General features: G+C 65.5%; 14 protein-coding genes. 10 read left to right on the forward strand and 4 right to left on the reverse strand.

Annotated features, from left to right (window positions below):
* Positions 1-69 precede the first annotated feature (69 nt).
* The 3 genes from GA615_RS01640 (at position 70) to GA615_RS01650 (ending at position 3205) form a co-directional block, all read left to right on the forward strand.
* Positions 70-819, forward strand: a complete 750-nt coding sequence (locus GA615_RS01640) for a lipoate--protein ligase family protein (protein WP_235904983.1) — start codon at positions 70-72, stop codon at positions 817-819.
* Between the two features lie 316 nt (positions 820-1135).
* Complete coding sequence (locus GA615_RS01645) at positions 1136-1966, forward strand: FHA domain-containing protein (RefSeq protein WP_152049504.1); 831 nt, start codon at positions 1136-1138, stop codon at positions 1964-1966.
* A gap of 258 nt (positions 1967-2224) precedes the next feature.
* Positions 2225-3205, forward strand: coding sequence for an AAA family ATPase (locus tag GA615_RS01650; RefSeq protein WP_152049701.1), 981 nt, complete (start codon positions 2225-2227; stop codon positions 3203-3205).
* A gap of 319 nt (positions 3206-3524) precedes the next feature.
* Here the strand turns inward: GA615_RS01650 and GA615_RS01655 are convergent, their stop codons facing one another.
* Positions 3525-6011 (reverse strand): PAS domain-containing sensor histidine kinase, encoded by a 2487-nt coding sequence (locus tag GA615_RS01655; RefSeq protein ID WP_152049505.1) that lies wholly within the window; start codon positions 6009-6011, stop codon positions 3525-3527.
* Positions 6012-6412: 401 nt separating this feature from the next.
* Here GA615_RS01655 and GA615_RS01660 point away from each other — a divergent pair, with 401 nt between their 5' ends.
* The 7 genes from GA615_RS01660 to GA615_RS01690 all read left to right on the forward strand — a co-directional run bounded on the left by GA615_RS01660 (position 6413) and on the right by GA615_RS01690 (position 17753).
* Positions 6413-6763, forward strand: coding sequence for a (2Fe-2S) ferredoxin domain-containing protein (locus GA615_RS01660; RefSeq protein WP_152049506.1), 351 nt, complete (start codon positions 6413-6415; stop codon positions 6761-6763).
* Positions 6764-6800: 37 nt separating this feature from the next.
* Positions 6801-7697, forward strand: coding sequence for a pantoate--beta-alanine ligase (panC, locus tag GA615_RS01665; protein ID WP_152049507.1), 897 nt, complete (start codon positions 6801-6803; stop codon positions 7695-7697).
* Positions 7688-8089: an aspartate 1-decarboxylase gene (gene panD, locus GA615_RS01670; protein ID WP_152049508.1), complete on the forward strand. Its 402-nt coding sequence runs from the start codon at positions 7688-7690 to the stop codon at positions 8087-8089. Before panC ends, panD begins: the two co-directional genes overlap by 10 nt.
* A 99-nt stretch (positions 8090-8188) precedes the next feature.
* The gene (gene lgt, locus GA615_RS01675) at positions 8189-9061 is read left to right on the forward strand and encodes a prolipoprotein diacylglyceryl transferase (protein WP_152049509.1); all 873 of its coding nucleotides are present in this window, start codon (positions 8189-8191) and stop codon (positions 9059-9061) included.
* A 156-nt stretch (positions 9062-9217) separates the two neighbouring features.
* Positions 9218-12835, forward strand: a complete 3618-nt coding sequence (locus tag GA615_RS01680) for an ATP-binding cassette domain-containing protein (protein WP_152049510.1) — start codon at positions 9218-9220, stop codon at positions 12833-12835.
* Positions 12836-13192: 357 nt separating this feature from the next.
* Positions 13193-15322: a TolC family protein gene (locus GA615_RS01685; RefSeq protein ID WP_161602105.1), complete on the forward strand. Its 2130-nt coding sequence runs from the start codon at positions 13193-13195 to the stop codon at positions 15320-15322.
* 676 nt (positions 15323-15998) lie between these two features.
* Positions 15999-17753: a putative bifunctional diguanylate cyclase/phosphodiesterase gene (locus tag GA615_RS01690; RefSeq protein WP_152049512.1), complete on the forward strand. Its 1755-nt coding sequence runs from the start codon at positions 15999-16001 to the stop codon at positions 17751-17753.
* Between the two features lie 353 nt (positions 17754-18106).
* On the opposite strand, the gene GA615_RS01695 is transcribed toward GA615_RS01690, so the two are convergent.
* The 3 genes from GA615_RS01695 to GA615_RS01705 form a co-directional block, all read right to left on the reverse strand.
* Entirely contained in the window at positions 18107-18367 is a 261-nt protein-coding gene (locus GA615_RS01695) for a hypothetical protein (protein ID WP_161602106.1), read from the reverse strand.
* A 157-nt stretch (positions 18368-18524) separates the two neighbouring features.
* On the reverse strand, positions 18525-19055 hold the full coding sequence (locus GA615_RS01700; protein ID WP_152049514.1) for an SRPBCC domain-containing protein: 531 nt from the start codon (positions 19053-19055) through the stop codon (positions 18525-18527).
* Positions 19056-19250: 195 nt separating this feature from the next.
* Positions 19251-19808, reverse strand: coding sequence for an HAD family hydrolase (locus GA615_RS01705; protein ID WP_152049515.1), 558 nt, complete (start codon positions 19806-19808; stop codon positions 19251-19253).

The raw sequence follows: 19808 nt of genomic DNA on the forward strand, positions 1-19808 counted from the left end.
CCCCTTCGCCGACTGCCGCTTCCCTCTGCCCGCTGCCTACCGCCTCCTGCCCCCAGGGAGTCCTGCTCCATGCAATGCCGCGTCCTTCCTCACGAGTCGGGGGATGGGCCGTGGAACATGGCCGTCGATCAATGGATGCTTGATTCGGTCGTCGCCGACCCGAGCACGGCCATGCTTCGCACCTATGAATGGTCGGTCCCGACCCTGAGCCTTGGTTACTTTCAGCATCGGGCCGAGGCCGAGGCCGACCCCCGATGGCGCGGGGCGGCTCTGGTGCGTCGGGCCACCGGCGGCGGGGCAATCTGGCACGATCGGGAACTGACCTACGCCCTGGTTCTCCCCGCCGATCACCCCTTGACCCGACGCTCGAAGGACCTCTATCACGCGGTCCATCTTGCTATTGTTGGCTTGCTGGCCGAGCGGGGGATCGTGGCCCGCCGTCGTGGCGAGGCCGAGGCCCGCGTCGGGCGCGATCGCCCCTTGCTCTGCTTCCTCGATCGCGACGCCGAAGACCTTGTCGTGGCCGGTTCCAAGGTGCTGGGCAGTGCCCAGCGGCGTCGAGCCGGGGCCTTGTTGCAACACGGATCGCTCTTGCTCGAAACCTCCGAGCGCACGCCCGAACTCCCCGGCCTCACCTCCCTCGCGCCCGAGGCTCCCATCGATCCCCCAGATGCCTGGGCCGCTCCGGTTCAGAAGGCGCTTTTCAAGGCGATCGGACTTGAGCCCACCGATCATGTGTTCATGGATGCTGAGCGGGCCGCCGCCGCTCGCGTTGCCGAGGAGATTTACCGGTCTCCAAGCTGGACCGATCGCCGTTGATTCCGTACGGTTGCCGCTTGAAACTCTTGCAAAGGACTCACGGGCTGGTAAGCTCAACGTCGATAATGGACGTGATCTGTTCTCACATCCGTGGACCTGAACCGGCCTTGAATCCTTGCCTTACGGCAGGACGGGTTACAATTCCTCCTGGAATGGTCTTCCGGACGGAGCCACGTCGGGTGGGAGCCGGTTGGCCCCATCGAGCGGTGTTTCGATTCATGTCCCACCTTCCGCTCTCGTTGCTGTTTCTTCCGTCTGCTTCCATTTCTTGGGACCGTCCGGGACGGCCGACGCGCACGCTTGGGGGCGTCTTCGTATGAGCGCGAAAGTCTCGCTGATCGTCGTTCAAGGCAAGCCCGAGGGGAAGGTCATCCCCTTGGCCACTCCTCTGTTCCGGATCGGACGGGGAGAGGGTTGCCATCTGCGCCCAAACAACGAACAGGTCAGCCGTAACCACGCCGAGATTGAACAGACCGACCAGGGAGTTGTCCTCCGCGACCTGGGCAGTCGCAACGGCACCTACCTGAATCACCAGCGGCTCGAAGCCAACACCGATCAGGTTCTCAAAAACAAGGACCTGGTGCAGGTCGGCCCCTTGACCTTCGCCATCTCGATCCAGGGAGCCGTCGCCGCCGCTCCCACCACCTCGCCCGACAAGTCGGAACGTGCGATGGCCAAGGCCGCCTCGCTCGACGAGTTGAGCAACGATGACATTGATTCCTGGCTCGTCACCGATAAGGACAGCGCCGCTCCTCCCGAACGCCCCTCCGGCGTTTACACCGGCGATACCATGACCTTCTCCTCCTTCCAGGAGGCCAGCAAGTCCGATCATCAGGTTCCCGCCGCACCGGCCGAGCCCGAGGCCGCGGCCGAACCCGAACTCGCTCCCGAACCCGAGGCGGAGCCCGAAGCCGAGCCCTCCCCGGTCGACGAGGACGATATCTACGACAAGCTCGACGATGAATACGACCCCGACGCCCCCGCCGAGGCCGAGGAGTTCATCGACGAGTCGAACCCCTTCTTCGCCGCCAAGAAAGAGGCAGACGACGCCCCCGCCGCGGCCAAGAAGAAGGAAGAGGTCGATTCCAGCCGGGCCGCCGAGGACATCCTGCGGAAGATGATGGAACGCCGGCGCGCCCCCCGCTAATCGGACGGAAGGTCGATCCGTCGGTCCGTGTCCCTCGGCCTTCGATCGATCGTCCCCTCCACCTCGAATCTTCTCGGGGCGAGCCACCGGAGCGAGGCCAATCCTCCTCGCTCGTTTCTCGGTGCTCGCCCCTGATCGTTGGCCCGCTGACCCTCGCCGACGAGCCGACGCCATGGCTTGCCACTGCAGATCGATCGGCCCGGATCTCCCTGGCGACCACCCAGGTGTCCCAGGCCATCGGCCCACCCCCCGAGCGCTCTGCCCGTGACCCTCGATCCGCCGTCGCTGCCCAACCTCGCACCCTTGTTTGATCGCCTGGAAACGCGGGTCGTCGGTCAACGTCCCTTGCTCGATCGGATGGTCATTGCCCTCCTGGCCGGCGGCCATGTGCTCATCGAAGGGGTTCCCGGTCTGGCCAAGACCCGCGCCGTTCGGGCCCTGGCCCATGCGCTCGACTTGCCCTTCCGACGCATCCAGTTCACGCCCGACCTCCTCCCGGCCGACCTGACCGGCACGCAGGTCTACCACCCCCAGACCGGCCGCTTCGACATCAAGCACGGTCCGATCGTCACCAGTGTCCTCCTGGCCGACGAGATCAACCGCGCCCCGGCCAAGGTCCAGAGCGCCCTGCTCGAAGCCATGCAGGAGGGGCAGGTCACCATCGGCGACGAGACGATCCGCCTGCCCGACCCCTTCTTCGTCCTCGCCACCCAGAACCCGATCGAGCAGGAAGGGACCTATCCCTTGCCCGAGGCCCAGCTCGACCGCTTCCTCATGAAGCTCGTGGCCGGCTATCCCGACCGAGACGCCGAGCTGGCCATGCTCGACCTGCCCGGCATCACCGACACCCAGACCCCCCTCGACCCCGATCCTCCCATGCTCGGCCCGGCCGAGGTCCGCGCCCTCCGTGCCGCCACCGGCGCGATCCGGGTCGCCCCGGCCCTGAAGTCGTACATTGTCGACCTGATCCGGGCCACCCGCGATCCCCACGAGTACGGCCTCGACCTCGGCCCGCTCATCGAGCTTGGGGCCAGCCCTCGGGCCACCCTCGCCCTGGTCCGCGCCTCCCAGGGGCACGCCCTCATCTCAGGACGCGACTACGTCACCCCCTTCGACGTCAAGGCCGTCGCTCCCGACGTCCTCCGCCACCGCCTGCTCGTCTCCTACGAGGCCGATGCCGAGGGCCTTTCCCCCGACGCCATCCTCCGCCGCGTTCTCGACTCGATTCGCGTCCCCTGATCGAATCGCCTGGCCGGTTCCGACCTCTCCCAACCCGCTCTGCCGCTCGCAGGGGAGTAGCACCGCTTCCATCCTCAACTGACGCGTTGCCCGTGCCGTGGGTGGCCCCGGTTGCTCGCCAACCGGGGCGGCGCAGCCGCAAGAGGCGACCTCAGGCGACCCAGAAACCGCGTGTCGCTCCGCGTCCCCGGTTGGCGAGCAACCGGGGCCACCCAAGAAAAACCCGCCATGATTGAGTGGAAGGTCTCGTAGGGTGGTCGAAGGCCGGGTGAGGGGGGCGATGCGTCCTCGAACCCGGACAGGCATTCAGGAAGTCCCCTTAACCGTTGGTCGGCAAGCGCAACCGAAACGTCGCCCCGCCTCCCGGCGTTTCCTCGACCTCAATCGTCCCGCCGTGGCCGGTGATGATGCTGTGGCTGATCGCCAGCCCCAGGCCCGTTCCCTCACCCACCGGCTTGGTCGTGAAAAACGGGTCAAACAGCCGAGGCAGATGCTCGGGGGCGATTCCGCCGCCGTTGTCCGCGATCTCGATGACCTGCGAGGAGCCCTCGGCTCGCAGCCGAATCACGATCCGACCGCCTTCGGGACGGCCCAGATCCTGGATCGACTGGCTCGCGTTGATCAGCAGGTTGAGAATCACCTGCGCAATCTGATTGGCCACGCAGGGCACGCGGGCCAGGTCTGTCGGCGCATCCACCTCGACCGTGATTTTCGCCTTGCGCAACTGGCCCTGCGCCATCTCCAGGGCCGAGGCCACCAGCTCGCCCAGCGGCACCATCTCCTTCGACGGCGGAGCCGTTCGGGCCATGCTCCGCAGGTTCGAGACAATGCTCGCCACCCGCTGCACCCCCTCTCGGGTCCGGGTGATCAGCCGATCGGTGTTCTTCCGGACGTAGTCCCAGTCCAGATCGGCCTCGACCTCCTCGATCTGGCGGATGGCCTCGGCCTCCATCGCGGAACGGGCCGCCTCGTAGGTTTCGATCAGGCTGAACACCCCGCGCAGGTCGCGCTCCAGCACCGCCAGGTTGTTGGCCACATACGCCAGGGGGTTATTGATCTCGTGCGCCACCCCCGCGCTGAGCAGGCCGATCGACGCCAGCTTCTCGCTCTGGATCAGCATGTCTCGCATCCGCTGGCGTTCGGTCAGATCGCGGATCGAGCCGATATACTGCAACTCTTCCCCCTGACCGAACGCATTGAGCGACAGCTCCAGCGGGAACAGTTGCCCCCCCTTGCGCCGCCCTTGCATCTCGACCGTCCGGCCAACCAGCCGCTCCGCAGGGGCCACGCACGGCTCGCTCTCGCCGCAGTCTCCGGCTTCCGGCAATTCGCCGGGATTAAGCAAGATCAGCGACAGGGGACGCCCCAGCACCTCCGACGCCTCGAAGCCGAAGGTCCGCTCGGCCGCCGGGTTGAACAGGCTGATTCTCCCGAGACGATCGGCCACAATCACGGCGTCGAGCGTCGCCTCGGTCAGTTGCCGATAGCGAGCCTCCGATTCGAGCAGCATCCGGTTCTTCTGCGAGAGGATCTCGGCGTTCGTCGCTTGCGCCTCGGCAAACTTCCGCCGCGTTTCCTCCAGGGTTTTTCGCTCGGTGATGTCGCGGACCACCACCAGCACCGCCGTCTGATCGCCGAGCTGAATCGTCGAGCTGGTGATCTCGACCGGAATCTCCTGGCCGCTCTTGGCTCGGTGGCGGCCTTCGAACCGCATGTGACCGTCGCGAAGCTGCTGCTCCAGCCGCTCGGAGAACCCCTCGGCAAACCCCTCGGCGTCGATGTCGAAGGTCGTCAACCGCAACAGCTCGTCTCGGCTGTAGCCGAGCAACCGGCTGGCCGCCGGGTTGGCTTCGAGCAGCCTTCCCTCGGTGTCGTGCACGAACACCGCGTCTTCAATTCCGTCGAACAACACCTGCGTTCGTTGCCGAGAGGCGACCAGCGCCGCCTCCATCTGCTTCTGCTCGGTGATGTCCTGCACGGTCGTTCGAATGCCCTGCACCCGACCGTCCGAATCAATCCGCAAGCGTTCGCGGATCATCACGATCAAGGTCCGGCCATCCCGCCGCTGATAAATCCGCTCGAACGGCACCAGGAGCCGTCGCCCCGCGATCTTCTCGGCCACGGATTGCCGCGCCAGGTCGCGCTGCGACGGATCGACCAGATCGAAGATCGGCCGACCCACCAGCTCCTCGCAGTCGTAGCCGAGCATCTCGCACTCGGCCCGGTTGATGGCCACAATCTGGCCGTCGCAATCAATCTCGTGGTAGCCGAACGGGGCCTCGTCGAACAGGTGCCGGAACCGGGATTCCGACTCCCTGAGCGCTCGCTCGGCCTCTTTCTGCTCGCTCAGATCGGTGATGAACGAGAAAAACGCCATCGGCCGGTCCTCTTCGTCGTAGAGGACATCGGCCACCAGATCGACCGGCACCAGGCGACCGTCGCGCGCCCGGTATTCCTTCTCGTAGCGGAGCGGACGCCCTTCGGACAGCAAGCGGTTCCGCGCCGCGATCGTCGTCTCGTGCCACCGATCCGAGGTCAGGCCGACGATGGTTCGGCCGATCAGATCCTCCGGCTCGTAGCCGAGCAGGTCGCAGAACGCCCGGTTGGCCCGCAGCAACGTGCCGGCCAGCTCGATGATGATGAACGGCTGCGCCGACCGTTCCAGCAAGGCCAGCGCGAACGGACCAAGGCACCGTGACAGGGCTGCCTCCACCTGTTCACGAGATGGCCAGAGGACCGATTCCGCCGTCACCAGCTCTGAACCGTCGTGCGGCTGCGGGGTTCCCGTCTGCCCGGCAGACTCCACGGCTCGATCCTCCCTCCGAACCTCCGGCCCTTTGCGCTTCGCTTCGCCCGGCGCGATCTTGACCGGATCCGCCTCGAAGGACCACCATTGAAGTATACGGACCGCGCCGGTTCATCCTCCATGAAAAACCCGATCCGCGGGCCGATTGTTCCGCCCCCGAATCCCGCCGTGGGCGTCTGCTTTCCACAGGCGGCTCCGTGAACGGATCGTTGCCCAACGTTTCAGCAGAGTCTCCGCCCGATTCATTGGACAAAACGGTACTGCCCTACGCTCCCCGCTCGCTCCCGGAGAGAGGGCCGGGGTGGAGGGGGCCGCGAATCGGGCAGAGGCTCCACCACAATGCAACGCCCCGTGTTCTTCTTCCGTCCCCCGGTCGAACGCCCCGAGGTCCAACTCCTTCCATGGCCGCGTACTCGCACCATCTGTTCATTTGCGCAAATGTTCGTGATCCCGGTCATCGCCGTGGCAGTTGCGATCCGACCGGCGACGACGACCTGCGCTCCGCCTTCAAAAAGGCCCTGAAGCGCGCCGGACTCGCCCAGTCGGCCCGCGCCAACTTTGCCGGTTGCCTCGACCAGTGCGAGCACGGCCCGGTCGTCGTCATCTATCCTCAGGGGATTTGGTACGGTTCCGTGACCGAGGAGGATGTCCCCCGGATCGTCTCCGAAACGCTGGTCAACGGTCGCATTCTCGACGACCTCGTGATCAGCGACGAGTGCCTGAACAACCCCGACTGCCCCCACCGCTCCTGACCCCGACCCCTCGGGACGAGCCCACCAGACCCCCTCCATGAACACCGCCTCCCCCCCCGTCGTCGTTGCCACCATCGCCGAGTGCCGCCGCCTCGTGGCCGAGGCTCGCGCCTCGGGCAAGTCGATCGGCTTCGTCCCCACGATGGGAGCCCTGCACGACGGCCACCTTCGCCTCATCGACGCCTGCCGAGCTCATTGCGATTTCCTCGTGACCTCGATCTTCGTCAACCCCACCCAGTTCGGCCCGAACGAAGACTATCAGCGCTACCCCCGCACCCCCGACGACGACCACCGCCGCTGCGCCGAGGGGGGCGTTGACCTGATCTTCGAGCCTCCGGTCGCCGAGATGTACCCGAACGGCCCGTCCGCCACCTTCGTCGAGGTGCCGGGCCTCTCGTCGGTCCTCGAAGGCAAGAGCCGACCGACCCACTTCCGCGGCGTGACGACCGTCGTGGCCAAGCTCTTCGGCATCGTCCAGCCCGACCTGGCCGCCTTCGGTCGCAAGGACTTCCAGCAACTGGCCGTCATCGCCCGGATGGTCGAGGACCTCAACATGCCCGTCCGCCTGCTGCCGGTCGCCACGCACCGCGAGGCCGACGGCCTGGCCATGAGCAGCCGCAACCGCTACCTCTCGGCCGACCAGCGCCGGGCCGCCGTCGTCCTCTCCCGAGCCCTTCAGGCCGCCGCCGAGGCCGTTGCCTCGGGCGAGCGCTCGGCCGATCGGGTTCGACAGGATCTTGCCCAGGCGATAGAATTGGAGCCGTTGGCCCAACTGGACTACGCCGAAGTCGCCGACGCCGAGACGCTCGAACCGCTCGACGACCTCGCGGCCGGTCGCCCGGCCGTCGCCCTGGTCGCTGTTCGGTTTGGCGACACCCGGCTCATCGACAACACCCTCTTGCCGACCGTAACGTCGGAATCTTCATGCAATTGAAGCTGCTCAAGAGCAAGCTGCACCAGGCCGCCGTCACCGGCTGCGCCTTGCATTATCACGGCAGCCTGACCCTCGATCCCGAACTGATGGACGCCGTTGGCATCTTGCCGTACGAGTCGATTCTCGTCAGCAACATGGCCACCGGCGATCGGGCCGAGACATACGCCATTCCCGGCACTCCCGGTGCCCGGCAGGTCGAGCTGAACGGCTCGATGGCTCGCCTCGGCGCTCCGGGTGACCGTGTGATTGTCATGGCGTTTGCCCAGCTCGACGCCGACGAGGTCGAGGGCCACCAACCCCGCGTCGTCGCGCTCGACCGCGAGAACCGGATCATCGAGCGGCTCGACGCCCTCTACGTCCCGCTTGGCCTTCGAGCGGCCGTGGCTCCCTGATCTGATCGTCCGACGCCGGGCGGTGACGATCTTGATTGGTCGCGTCCACCGTTCGGCCAGGTCTTCCCCTCCCCTCCTCCCCTCAGGACGCCGCCGACCATGTGGCAGGTCCTTTTCGAAATCCCCGGCACCGGATTCCGCGTCCACGGCTTCGGCCTGATGCTGTTTCTGGCCTTCATCGTGGGGATGAACCTGGCCTCCTGGTTGGCCAAACGCTCCCGGATCGACCCCAACGACGTCTTCGACCTGGCCATCTGGGTCATCGTCGGCGGCCTGCTCGGTGCCCGAGGCTTCTACGTCGTTCAGCACCGCGAGACGATCAGCACGTTCTGGGATATTTTCAAAATCTGGGAAGGCGGGATCGTCCTCTACGGCAGTCTGATTGGCGCGGGGATCGGTTTCACGCTGTTCTGGCGATGGCGGCGCTTTCCGTTCTTGCCGATGCTCGACGTGGTGGCCCCGGCCATTGCCGTCGGCGTGGCGCTGGGGCGGGTCGGGTGTTTCCTCAACGGTTGCTGTTATGGAGATACGTGTGATCTGCCCTGGGCCGTCCAGTTCCCTGCCGGAACCCTTCCCTGGCTCGACCAGGTCAGCGGCGGCCTGATCGCCTCCGATGCCCCCCGATCCCTTCCCGTTCACCCGACGCAGTTGTATTCGACCCTCGACGGCCTGATTCTAATGGCCTTGCTCCTGGCCTACTTCCCGCTCCGCCGTCGAGACGGCGAGGTCATGGCCCTGCTGCTCGTGACCTACCCGATCACCCGCTTCTTGATCGAGCGACTTCGGAACGACGAGGGGGCCATCTTCGCCGGCATGACCATCTCGCAGAACATGAGCATCGTCATCCTGATTGGTGGGCTTGCCTTCTGGGCCTATCTGCTCGGCCGGCCTCCCGGACGCCTGGTCGATCAGCCCGAACCGACGGCTCCCGCGACCTCGACAACACGCCACTCGCACCGTTCCCGATCCTGACTCGTGCCGATCCGGCTTCATCGAGCCCGCTGCGCATCCGATACCAAGAAGTGCCCCGTTCATTCCCCTTATCAGCTCGGGGGCAGGGCAGGGCAGAGGATGCCGAATCGATCGGTGCTCGGGGGCTGACGGCGCAGCGGAGACGCGAGCGAACTCATGGATCACACGGCGATCAGAGAATCGGCCCTTGAAGCGCTCGACGCGATCGCTCAGTCGATGGGCCTCGATCTCGATCTGACCGACGCCATGCGCGCTCTGGCCGAGGCCGAGCGGGCCATTCCCGGCCCCTGGCAAGACACCTGGGCCGACCGGCTCGAACGGGCCGGGGCCGCGATCGGCCTGCGCATTCAGCGCTCGGACCAGCCGGCCCAGGAGATCCTGACCCGCAGCTACCCCCTGACCCCGCTTCTCGCCTACCTCGAACGCGACGACGCCCCGCGCTGGGTCCTGGTCACGGCCTCCGAGGCCGGGCAGGTCCGCTACGCCGTCTTCAACGATCCAGAGCAGCGCGAACGCCCTCCCAACCGCTGGGCCTCGGCCGAGGAGATCGAGCAGCAGCTCGGACCCGACGCCGATCGCGTTCGGTGGGCCATGGTGCAGCCGCTCACCCCCCTGGAAGGCATGCGCGGCGGTCGCTTCGAGCGGGAGGTGGCGGTGCCGCTCAAGCCGCTCTCCCGGTTGATTGCCCTGCTCAAGCCCGAGCGGCAAGATCTGGTCACGATCGTCGTCTTTACCATCGTCATCGCCTTGCTCTCGCTGGCGACTCCGGTGACGGTCGAACGCCTGGTCGTCACCGTTTCGCTGGGAACAACCTATCAACAGGTTGTCTCGCTCGCGGTGATGCTCTTTCTCGCCTTGCTCGTGTCGATGATCTTCCGGGTCATCGCCTACTACGTCATGGAGATCATCCAGCGCCGGATTTACGTCCGGATCGTCTCCGACGTCTCCTATCGCCTTCCCCTGGCTCGGCTCGAAGCCTTCGACCGCCGCGACGGGCCCGAGCTGGTCAATCGGTTCTTCGAGTTCGTCCAGATCCAGAAGCTCACGTCGGTCCTCTTTCTCGACCTGCTCTCACTGATCATCCAGGCGCTGGTCGGCATGATCGTGCTGGCCTTCTACCATCCGTTTCTGTTGATCTTCGATGTGGTGCTGATCATCCTCAGCCTCTGGGTCGTGTTCGTCTCGGGCCGAGGGGCGATCGCCACGGTGCTGGAGGAGTCGCACGAAAAGTACGCCTCGGCGGATTGGCTGGAAGAACTCGCCCGCAACCCGCTGGCCTTTCGCAATCGCGGCGGTCCCGAACTGGCCCGAGAGCGGGCCGACTCGGTCGCCCGCCACTGGCTCCGGGCGCGTCGCTTCCATTTTCAGATCGTCTTCAATCAGGTCATCAACGCTCACCTGCTGGCTGTGGCCGCAATCACCGGCATGCTCGCCCTGGGTGGCTGGCTCGTCATGATCGGCGAGATGACGCTCGGCCAGCTCGTGGCCGCCGAGCTGATCGTCGCCGTCGGCACCAGCTCGTTGATCTCCCTCGCCAAGCACTTCGAGGGCTTCTACGACCTGATGGCGGCGATGCACAAACTCGGATTTCTCACCGACTTGCCGCTGCATCACGAACAGGGCGAACAGCACCGCGTCGACCCCGCCCGGGGGGCCTCGCTCGTCTTGCACGACGTTTCCTACGACTACCACGACCACCACGACCACCACCACGATTCCCACGGCCTCGCCGACCAGGTCCACAACGGCCACCATCACGCCCTCGACGCGATGAACCTGGAGATCGCCTCCGGCGCTCGCCTTGCCCTGATCGGTCCCGATGCCTCCGGGCGCTCGACCCTCGTCGAGCTGCTGGCCGGCTTGCGCGATCCCTCGACCGGCCGCATCCTCTACGACGGGGCCGACTACCACGACATCCACCCCCGCCAGCGCCGCGACGAGGTCCAGCTTGTCCGGGAGGTCGAGGTCTTTCACGGATCGCTCGTCGAGAACGTCCGCATGGGACGCGAGACCCTCTCGTTCGATGACGTGCAGGAAATCCTCGATCGCGTCGGCCTGCTCCGCGAGCTGGAAGCCTTCCCCCAGGGCATGCAGATTGAGCTAACCACCGGCGGGGCTCCCCTTTCCGACGGACAGGCCCGCCGCCTGACCCTCGCTCGGGCCCTCGCCGGGTCCCCTCGCTTGCTGATCATCGACCAGACGCTCGACGCCCTCGATCCCGGTGTCCGCGCTCGGGTGCTCGAGACCGTCTTCGATCCCCAGGCCCCCTGGACCCTCGTCGTCGTCACCCACAGCGCCGACATCGCCGATCGCTGCGACCGCACCGTCACCCTGAACGCTCCCCCGACGACGGTCGCGGTGGAAGCCCCCCTCGTTCGCCCCGTTCCCCCGGCTCGGCCCGACGGCGAGGACGACCACGCCCAGGCCCATCATCCCTGGTACATGGACCAGACGACCACGCCGCCCGAGGTTCCGCCCCGGTCGCACGTTCTGCCCGCGCTTCGGCTCGTGCAGTCGATGGGGCCGCTTCGCCGCCTGAGCAAGGTGCTGGTCGTCTTGCTGACCCTCTCGCCGATCGCCCTGGCCTTCGTCCCGTGGCGGCAAAGTATCCCCGGCCAGGGCAGGGTGGTTGCCTTCAACCCCCTCGACCGCCGCCAGCCGATCCGAGCCACCATCGACGGCCGAGTGATGCGCTGGTGGGTCGTCGAGGGCTCGCAGGTCAAACGCGGCGATCGCATCGTCGAGCTGGAAGACAACGACCCCGAATACCTCGAACGCCTGGAACTGCTTCTCGAAGCCGCCCGCGAACAGGTCCGCGCCACCGACGCCCGCCGACGTGCCTACGAGGAAGTCGTGCTCGCCCTGACCGAAACCCGAACCCGAGCCATCGAGGCCGCCCGCAAACAGCTCGACATCGCCATCCAGAACGTCGAGGTCGCCCGCCAGAACCTCCAGGCCGCCGAGGCCCGCGTCCGGGCCACCGCCCCCGACTACGAACGCAAGCGCCGCGCGGCCGCCGAAGGATTAGTGTCAATCCAGGACTTCCAGTTTGCCGAAAAAGCCTATGGCGAGGCTCGTGCCGCTCTTGCCGCCAATGAGGCCGAGGTCGTTGCGGCCAACGAACAGGTGGCTGCCCGAAGCGCCGAACTCGACCGCGTTCGCGCCGAGATGCAAAGCCGGATCGACTCGGCCCGCGCCGACCTGGAAACGGCCCAGAACGCCCTGGCCGAGGCCCAGCAAGGCGTCACCAACGCCGAGGTCAACCTCGCCCGCCAGAGCCGTCGCCTGGTGCTTGCCCCCCGCGACGGAACGATCTTTCGCATTCTGACCGGACAGGATACCGACCTCGTGAAGATGGGCGACCCGGTCGCCCTGCTCGTGCCCGATTACCCCGATCCCATGAGTCGGACGGTCGAGCTGTACGTCAACGGCCGCGACATGCCGCTGATCGAGCCCGGCCGCGAGGTCCGCTTGCAGTTCGAGGGCTGGCCTGCCGTGCAATTCATCGGCTGGCCGTCGGTGGCCGTCGGCACCTTCCCCGGCCAGGTGATCCTGGTCGATCCGACCGACGACGGCTCCGGCCACTTCCGGCTGCTCGTCGGGCCTCCTCCCGGCCGTCCGGAGGCCTGGCCCTCCGAGCGGTTCCTGCGTCAGGGGGTCCAGGTTCAGGGCTGGGTCCTGTTGCGCCACGTCACGCTCGGCTACGAAATCTGGCGGCTCATCAACGGCTTCCCGCCCTACGTCGCCCTGGAGGAACCCGTCTCGGCGTCCTAGGACCACGTCCACCCTGAAATGCTGCGTCGTCCCTTTACCCTGGGTGGCCCCGGTTGCTCGCCAACCGGGGTCGCGGAGCGACGAGAGGCTCTGGTGCGGCCCCCTGCGGCCTCATGCGGCTTCGCCGCCCCGATTGGCAAGCAATCGGGGCCACCCGAGGCAAGGGACGACGCAGCATTGGAAGGACGAAGCGTTACTCCTGCCTCCTGCCTACCTTCCGCGGGGCAGGGGGGCCGCTGGCCGGGTGAGGAAGTCTGTGCCTGGTCCAACCGTGTGAGATCACGAGCGTTCCGGTGATAACCTCGTTTCCTCCCCGGCGGGAATCCTGATCCCGCCTCGGGGCTCGTTGAGGGCATGATGAATACGCGGATCTGGCTCGTCTTGCTCTCGATCTCCGCCTGGACGCTGGGCATGGCGTCCCAGCCGGGCGAGACGCATCTGGCCATGCAAGATCGGCAGGAAGCGCCGTTCCGCCCCTTCCCCTTCTCCATTCCCCCCGAGCGCCAGACCGGACCCCCGCGCGCCGAAGGGGAATTACCCTCCGAGCGTGGCCTGCCCCCCACCGACATGCCCGGCCAGCGCGAAGGACCGCCCCGAGCCCAGGGGGTCGCGCCTCCCCTCTCGCAACCCGACCAGCTCCGACCCGAGCCGTTGCCGGGCTCGCCACCGCTGGGCCCGGTCCTCGGCGTGGGAGAAGACAGCGCACTTCCTCCCATCTTTTCCCAGACCAAACCCCTCGATCTTCCCGGCCTGAAGGACGACTCCCCCGGCGCCTCCAGCTTCGGCGGCGCGCGGCCGATCGCCCCGGGCGACGGCTTCGGACCTCCCCCCCAGCTTGGCCCGAGGCCCGGCTCCGACGTCGATCTGTTCGCCTCTCCCGGCCCCTTGCCGCCGATCGCCCCCGGAGAGCAGCCCGACCCCGACGCCATCCGCCGCCTCGTCGAGCCGATCGACCTGATCCCCTCCGAGGGCCTCTTTGCCGAGTTCTCCCCCTTGCTCCCGCAGCCTCCTCCCGTCGATGATCCCGAGCCACCCGTCCCCCTGAGCCTCTCCGAGATCCTCACCGCTGCCGAAAATTCTTACCCGCCGTTCCTCGAAATCCTCCAGCAACCTCGAATCGCCACGGCCGACCTCCAGCGCGTGCTCGGCCCCTTCGATCTCCGCCTCGACGCCGAAGGGCGCAACTGGGCTCTCGGCTACTACCAACGCTGGCTCTACGACATCTTCGCCTCCCAGCGCTCCACCAACTGGGGCACACGCTACTTCGCCGGCTACCGCCTCGGCCTCGGGGTCTGGCCGATTTATTACCAGTACCTCGACACGCTCAACGGCGGTGCCTACGTCGCCGGCATGGAAGTTCCGTTGCTCAAGAACGGCCCCATTGACGCCGAACGCGCCAAGGTGATGCAGGCCGAACTGGCCCGCCGTCAGGTCACTCCCGCCGTCTCCCGACGCCGGATCGACCTGATCCGAGACGTCACCAAGGTCTACTGGAACTGGGTCGCCATCGGCCAGAACTACTGGATCAAGGCCGAGCTGCTCCGGATCGCCGAGGACCGCAACCGCGCCATCGCCCGACAGATCGAGCTGGGCCTCGTCTCTCCCCTCGAACTGGTCGATAACCAGCGGATCATCGTTCAGCGCCAGGCGATGGTGCTCGACGCCAAGCGACGCTTCCAGCAAGCCGCGCTCGAACTCTCGCTCTACAACCGAGATGCCCGAGGCTTCCCCGACATCCCGGCCCCCGATCGCGTTCCCCCGGCCTTCCCTCAGATGCTCAAGCCCGACGTGGATCGGTTAGGCGACGACATCGAGGCCGCGCTCTTGCTCCGGCCCGAACTGCTCGACCTGAACCTCGAATCCCAGGTCCTCGACATCGACCGCCGCCTGGCCGAGAACTCCCTCCTGCCCGAGCTGAACTTCTACCTCTACGCCGAGCAGAACACCGGCCCCCCCAAGACCACCAACCGCAACGACATCGCCGCCCAGGTCGAGCAGCGGATCGAACGCAACAAGGCCCCGTTCATCATGGAAGCCTCGTTGCTCTTTTCCGTCCCCCTCCAGCGTCGCGAGCCTCGCGGCCGACTCCGCGTGGCCGACGCGAAGATCACCCAGCTTCGCCTCCGCCAGCAATTCCTCCGCGATCAGATCGTCGTGCAGGTCAAGGACGCCGTGGCCGCGCTCCAGGCCACGTATGGACAGATGATCGCGCTCGAACAGGCCTACGAGGCCGCTCGCCGTCTCGAACTGGCCGAGCGCCGCCGCTTCGAGCTGGGCCTCAGCAGCGTTCTTCTCGTCTACATCCGCGAACAGGCCACCGCCGACGCCCTCTCCCAGACCATCGACGCCGGCTACCGCTTCTTCACCGCCCTTGCCGACTACCGCGCCGCCCTCGGCCTCGACGCCCTCCCTCCCGACTCCGTCACCATCCCCCTCCCTCCCGACCACTTCAGCACGCTCGAATATCACAAAACCGGCCGCTATTGATCCCGACGTCACCCACACGCCCGATGGCTGCCACTCCTCCCGCGTTCACGAGCCAAGACTGATCCTCTGTCCCCCTCTCCCCGCTCGAGGGGAGAGGGCCGGGGTGAGGGGTCCGAGGCTCAATCGCAACGCTCCGGGTTCTTCCCACTGGCTCCCTCACCCGGCCTGGCGGCTGTTCGAGGGCGAGGGTTGAATCGAACCGGGCCTGGCGGCCAGCCAATGAACCACACGCGGGGATCAACGGGAACCGGAGGGAACGGATTGAGTTCAATGGAAGAACATTATGTAGGATCGTTGATGCTTTCGCTCTTAAGGTCCAGTTGCAGGAAAAGAAGAGAAGGTGGGTTGGGAGATATGGTGTGTCTGGGGATTTTGGTAAAAGAGGCGGATTTCAGGAAAAACAGAGAAAAATTGGGCCACTGGCAGGCGATTCCACGATCGTTCCAGAAAAGTTCGACGTACACTTGAAGTAATCTCTGAGTAGACTTCGCTTGCCTGGATCGCAATGGCCGGAACGGGAGGGGACAGGCATCTGGAAGGTTCGGAGCCAGTCCCTGATCCTGGGCACGCCGGACTCAAGCGGGAACTGCTTGGGGGATACCGTCGCCCGAGGCGATGACGCCGAACCCTCCGCGCAGGTTATGGCAACCTGCCTCGCACGGACGACACCTTGTGAGTGACCACGACGATGGAAGACCCTGCCGGTGTCTCTGGGCAGTCGCAGACGTTTCTTCTTCAGGTGCTCGACACACTGCCGGCGGCGGCCTACACGTGCGATGTGACGGGGCTGATCACCTACTGCAACCGGAATGCGGTGGACGTGTGGGGACGGACGCCCCGGATTAACGATCCAGCCGACCGCTTTTGCGGCTCGTACCGTCTGTATTACTCGGACGGCCGGGTGATGCCGCACGACGAGTGCTGGATGGCGAGGACGCTGAAGGATCAGGCGTCGTATAACGGGCAGGAAGTGGTGATCGAGCAGCCGAACGGGGCGATCCGGTGGGCCTTGGCGCATGCGAACCCGATGCTCGACGCGGAGGGGCGGTTGCTGGGGGCGTCGAACGTTCTGGTGGACATCACGGAGCGGAAGCGGTTCGAGGAGCAACTGGCGTATCAGGCTTCGCACGACTCGCTGACGGGGCTGGCGAACCGATCGAAGCTGCTCGAGTCGCTCGACCAGGCGTTGGCCGATGCCGAGCGGCGAGGGGAGCCGTTTGCGCTCATGATCCTGGACCTCGACGGCTTCAAGCGGATCAACGACACGTTCGGGCACGAGGCGGGGGACGCGGTCTTGATGCAGATGCGTCCTCGGTTGCAGAAGGTGGTTTCCAGGCACGATCTGGTGGCGAGGCTGGGGGGAGATGAGTTCGGAATCGTGCTGCGAGGGGCCGACGAGGCCCGCGCGAGGCGCGTGGCCGCGGCGATTCTGGCCTCGATCGCCCTGCCGATGACGGTCGGTGACCGGCGGTTGACGGTCGGGGCGAGCCTGGGGATTGCGACCTGGCCGAACGAGGGGCGGAATGCCTCAGACTTGCTCAGGCATGCCGATATGGCGATGTATTCGGCCAAGCGGTCGAGAACGGGCTTGGAGGTTTATGCCGACTCGCAGCCGACGACGATTCCGCATGAGCATTCGCTGGCCTGTGAGTTGAGCCGGGCGCTCGAACAGGGCGCGATGGAGCTGCACTATCAGCCGATCGTCGATCTGGCGTCGTGGGACGTGGTCGGCGTGGAGGCGTTGGTACGCTGGCCGCATCCGGAGCGGTCGTTGATTCATCCGATTGATTTGATGCCGCTGGTCGAATCGCACGGATTATCGACGCAACTGGATCAATGGGTGTTTGTCGAGGCGATGCGGCAGCAACGGGCCTGGCGGGATCGGGGGTTGTTGCTGGAATTGAGCGTGAACCTGTCGATCGAAAGCTTGCTGGACGATCGGTTCCTGAACACGATGCTGGAACTCATCGAGGAGTCTCCCCCGTACCGGATGACGGTCGAGCTGAGCGAGCGGTCGGTGGTGAGCGATCCGGGCCGAGCCCAGCAGTCACTCGATCGCTTCCGAACGCTGGGAGTTCGGGTGGCCCTCGATGATTACGGTACCGGATATTCCGGGCTTGATCATGTGAAGCTGTTGACGGTCGATGAGGTGAAGCTGGACCGGTCGTTCGTGCGCGGGTTGCCCGGTTCGACCACCGACGCGAGAATCGCCGAGGCGGTGCTCTCGCTCAGCCACGCGCTGGGCCTGGTCGTCACCGCCGAAGGGGCCGAGGACGACGAGGCCCTCGACTGGCTGGTGGCGCACGGGTGCGATCGTGTCCAGGGTTTCTGCCTATCGGAACCCTTGCCGCCGGATCGGCTGGTCGCGTGGCTGGAGTCGACGGACAGGACCACGCGGCGGTCGGTCGCCGAATTCCTGTTGGAGGGGTGATCGGTCAGGAACGTGGGCCGGCCGATGCACCGAGTGATCGAGCCGGGTGATCGCATCGGGTGGCACTCGACGCTGTCAAATTTGGATAAGAGAACGCGATAATTTTTTTGATCCGGCAACGGTTTGCGATCACCCTTTCTGTTACGACCTGGGTGGCCCGGGTTCCGCGCCAGCGGACCCCGGGTAGAGCCGCATCGGCCAGCCGACCCCTCGCCCGGGGTCCGCTGGCGCGGAACCCGGGCCACCCGGCGCAGCCGCAAGAGACTGCGGGATGCCGCCTCATTACCTCTCGTCGCTCTGCGAACCCGGTTGGCAAGTCTGCGATGCAGGGACACCCGCGGCAGAGCGGGTCATCACCGTTTCCTCTTGGCCTTCTCGCCGACCGACGAAGGAATCCGCAAGAACGTTAGCACCAAGAACGAGACAATCCAGATGGGAGTGCCGAACATGAGGAACCAGATCGCGGTGACGAACAGGAGAAAGCCGCTCGCGGTGACATTGCCGAGCCACTTCTGGGGGGCAGGATAAACATGCACCGTTATATAATAAGGAATCAAGACGACGAAAACGATTGCCACGGAGTAGAACGACCGAACCACCAACGCCCCGATCACGACGATTCCTCGAAGGTTTTCGGACTTAACGTCCGCAATCATCGGGCCGCGAGGAGTGATTGTCCATGTGAGCACGCCCGGCTTCGCGGCTCCGGTGCATCGCATGGATATGTGGTGCGGCGGGTTGAGGCCCAAACAGGCGCTCTGTGCCCGTGCACTATTCGCTGTGGTCGGTCCAATCGACTGGAAAACTCGAACGCGATGAGCTAACTAACAGCTCATCGATGCGACAGTAGCCCATTTCCATTGCAACTCCCATCCCAGTCGCCAGGGCCTCATCGCGTGCCTTTGTTGACGCATACTCGATCAACGTGGTGACCGTCGTTCCCAGGTTCGTTTCCTGAAAAGTGATGGTAATGACCGTTTCTTGGCTTGTGCCATCGGCTGAATTGCCTATCAGGTGCTTTTCGTCTTGAACGATCTTGCTATGCGTTTCGATTTCACGAAAGTTGCCGACAATTGCAATCTTCGATCCGTTTGCTTCATTTCGAAACACGTTCTCATACTTGCCTTCGACTCGAAAATCCATCTCGCAGATGGGCATCGACCAGCCCGGCGGTCCGAGCATCCAGTGACGAACCAAGTCGGCGTCGGTGAAAGGTTTCCAAACCGAGCTAACAGGCGCATCGAAGCTTCTCACGACCTCAACCTGGGTGTCAGACGGGGTGTTTACGACTGCTGGTTTCATTTTCTTCTCCTCCTTTGTATTGGCGAATTTTGGCGGACACGCGAGTTTCAACAGCTTTCATCGAGATTCGTTCGCGGACAAACAGTGGTAAGAGGTTATCTTAGCCACATAACGACCAAGCTCAGCGGACCGCCGAGAACAAGCCCCATATTACAAGAAACCTCCGCAGCGGGCCGGGTCCGCTGCAGCGCCAGGTTAGGCGTCGGCCGCGCCGGCCAGGCGCCTCCAGTACCGCTTTTCGACAGCCCGCATATTCTCGACGGTGCGCAGGCGGTCGAGAAACGGCAGCATGTCCCGCAACTCGGTGTCTGCTGGTTGGCCCTCGAAGAGGTGCACCCTCAGGTGGTTGCCGTAGTTCCGCTCCAGCTTCGCTGGCGTGTCATCGATCATCAGAACCCGCTCCAGGGCGAAGCCGACCCGCTTGACCTTCTTCAGGTCCTTGACCCAGTAGTACTCCTGGGTCTCGGGATGGAGCCGCCGGGTACAGCGTTCACACGACCAGACGAACCGGAGCGACGAGGGATCGGGGAACAGGCCGCCGACCAGTGCAAGGACGTAAGGGCCGCTGGCGGACGACCAGACGGAGAGATCATACCAGCCGGCGACGGTACGAAGGAACTCGGCGAGGTGGGGCCGCCGGTAGACGGCGAAGGAGGCGACGCGGAAGTCGGGTTCTCCGAGGTCGGGCCGATGCTCGGTGGTGGCAGAGGCCAGCGTCTCGTCAAGGTCGAGGATCAGGAGGGGCTTGCTCAC

This window comes from Tautonia marina, from assembly GCF_009177065.1.
Classification (GTDB): Bacteria; Planctomycetota; Planctomycetia; order Isosphaerales; family Isosphaeraceae; genus Tautonia; species Tautonia marina.

Coding starts and splice junctions, on each gene's coding strand:
- GA615_RS01660 (WP_152049506.1), top strand. CDS start 6,413: ATGGCCGCGTACTCGCACCATCTGTTCATTTGCGCAAATGTTCGTGAT.
- panC (WP_152049507.1), top strand. CDS start 6,801: ATGAACACCGCCTCCCCCCCCGTCGTCGTTGCCACCATCGCCGAGTGC.
- lgt (WP_152049509.1), top strand. CDS start 8,189: ATGTGGCAGGTCCTTTTCGAAATCCCCGGCACCGGATTCCGCGTCCAC.
- GA615_RS01685 (WP_161602105.1), top strand. CDS start 13,193: ATGAATACGCGGATCTGGCTCGTCTTGCTCTCGATCTCCGCCTGGACG.
- GA615_RS01700 (WP_152049514.1), bottom strand. CDS start 19,055: ATGAAACCAGCAGTCGTAAACACCCCGTCTGACACCCAGGTTGAGGTC.
- GA615_RS01680 (WP_152049510.1), top strand. CDS start 9,218: ATGGATCACACGGCGATCAGAGAATCGGCCCTTGAAGCGCTCGACGCG.
- panD (WP_152049508.1), top strand. CDS start 7,688: ATGCAATTGAAGCTGCTCAAGAGCAAGCTGCACCAGGCCGCCGTCACC.
- GA615_RS01645 (WP_152049504.1), top strand. CDS start 1,136: ATGAGCGCGAAAGTCTCGCTGATCGTCGTTCAAGGCAAGCCCGAGGGG.
- GA615_RS01640 (WP_235904983.1), top strand. CDS start 70: ATGCAATGCCGCGTCCTTCCTCACGAGTCGGGGGATGGGCCGTGGAAC.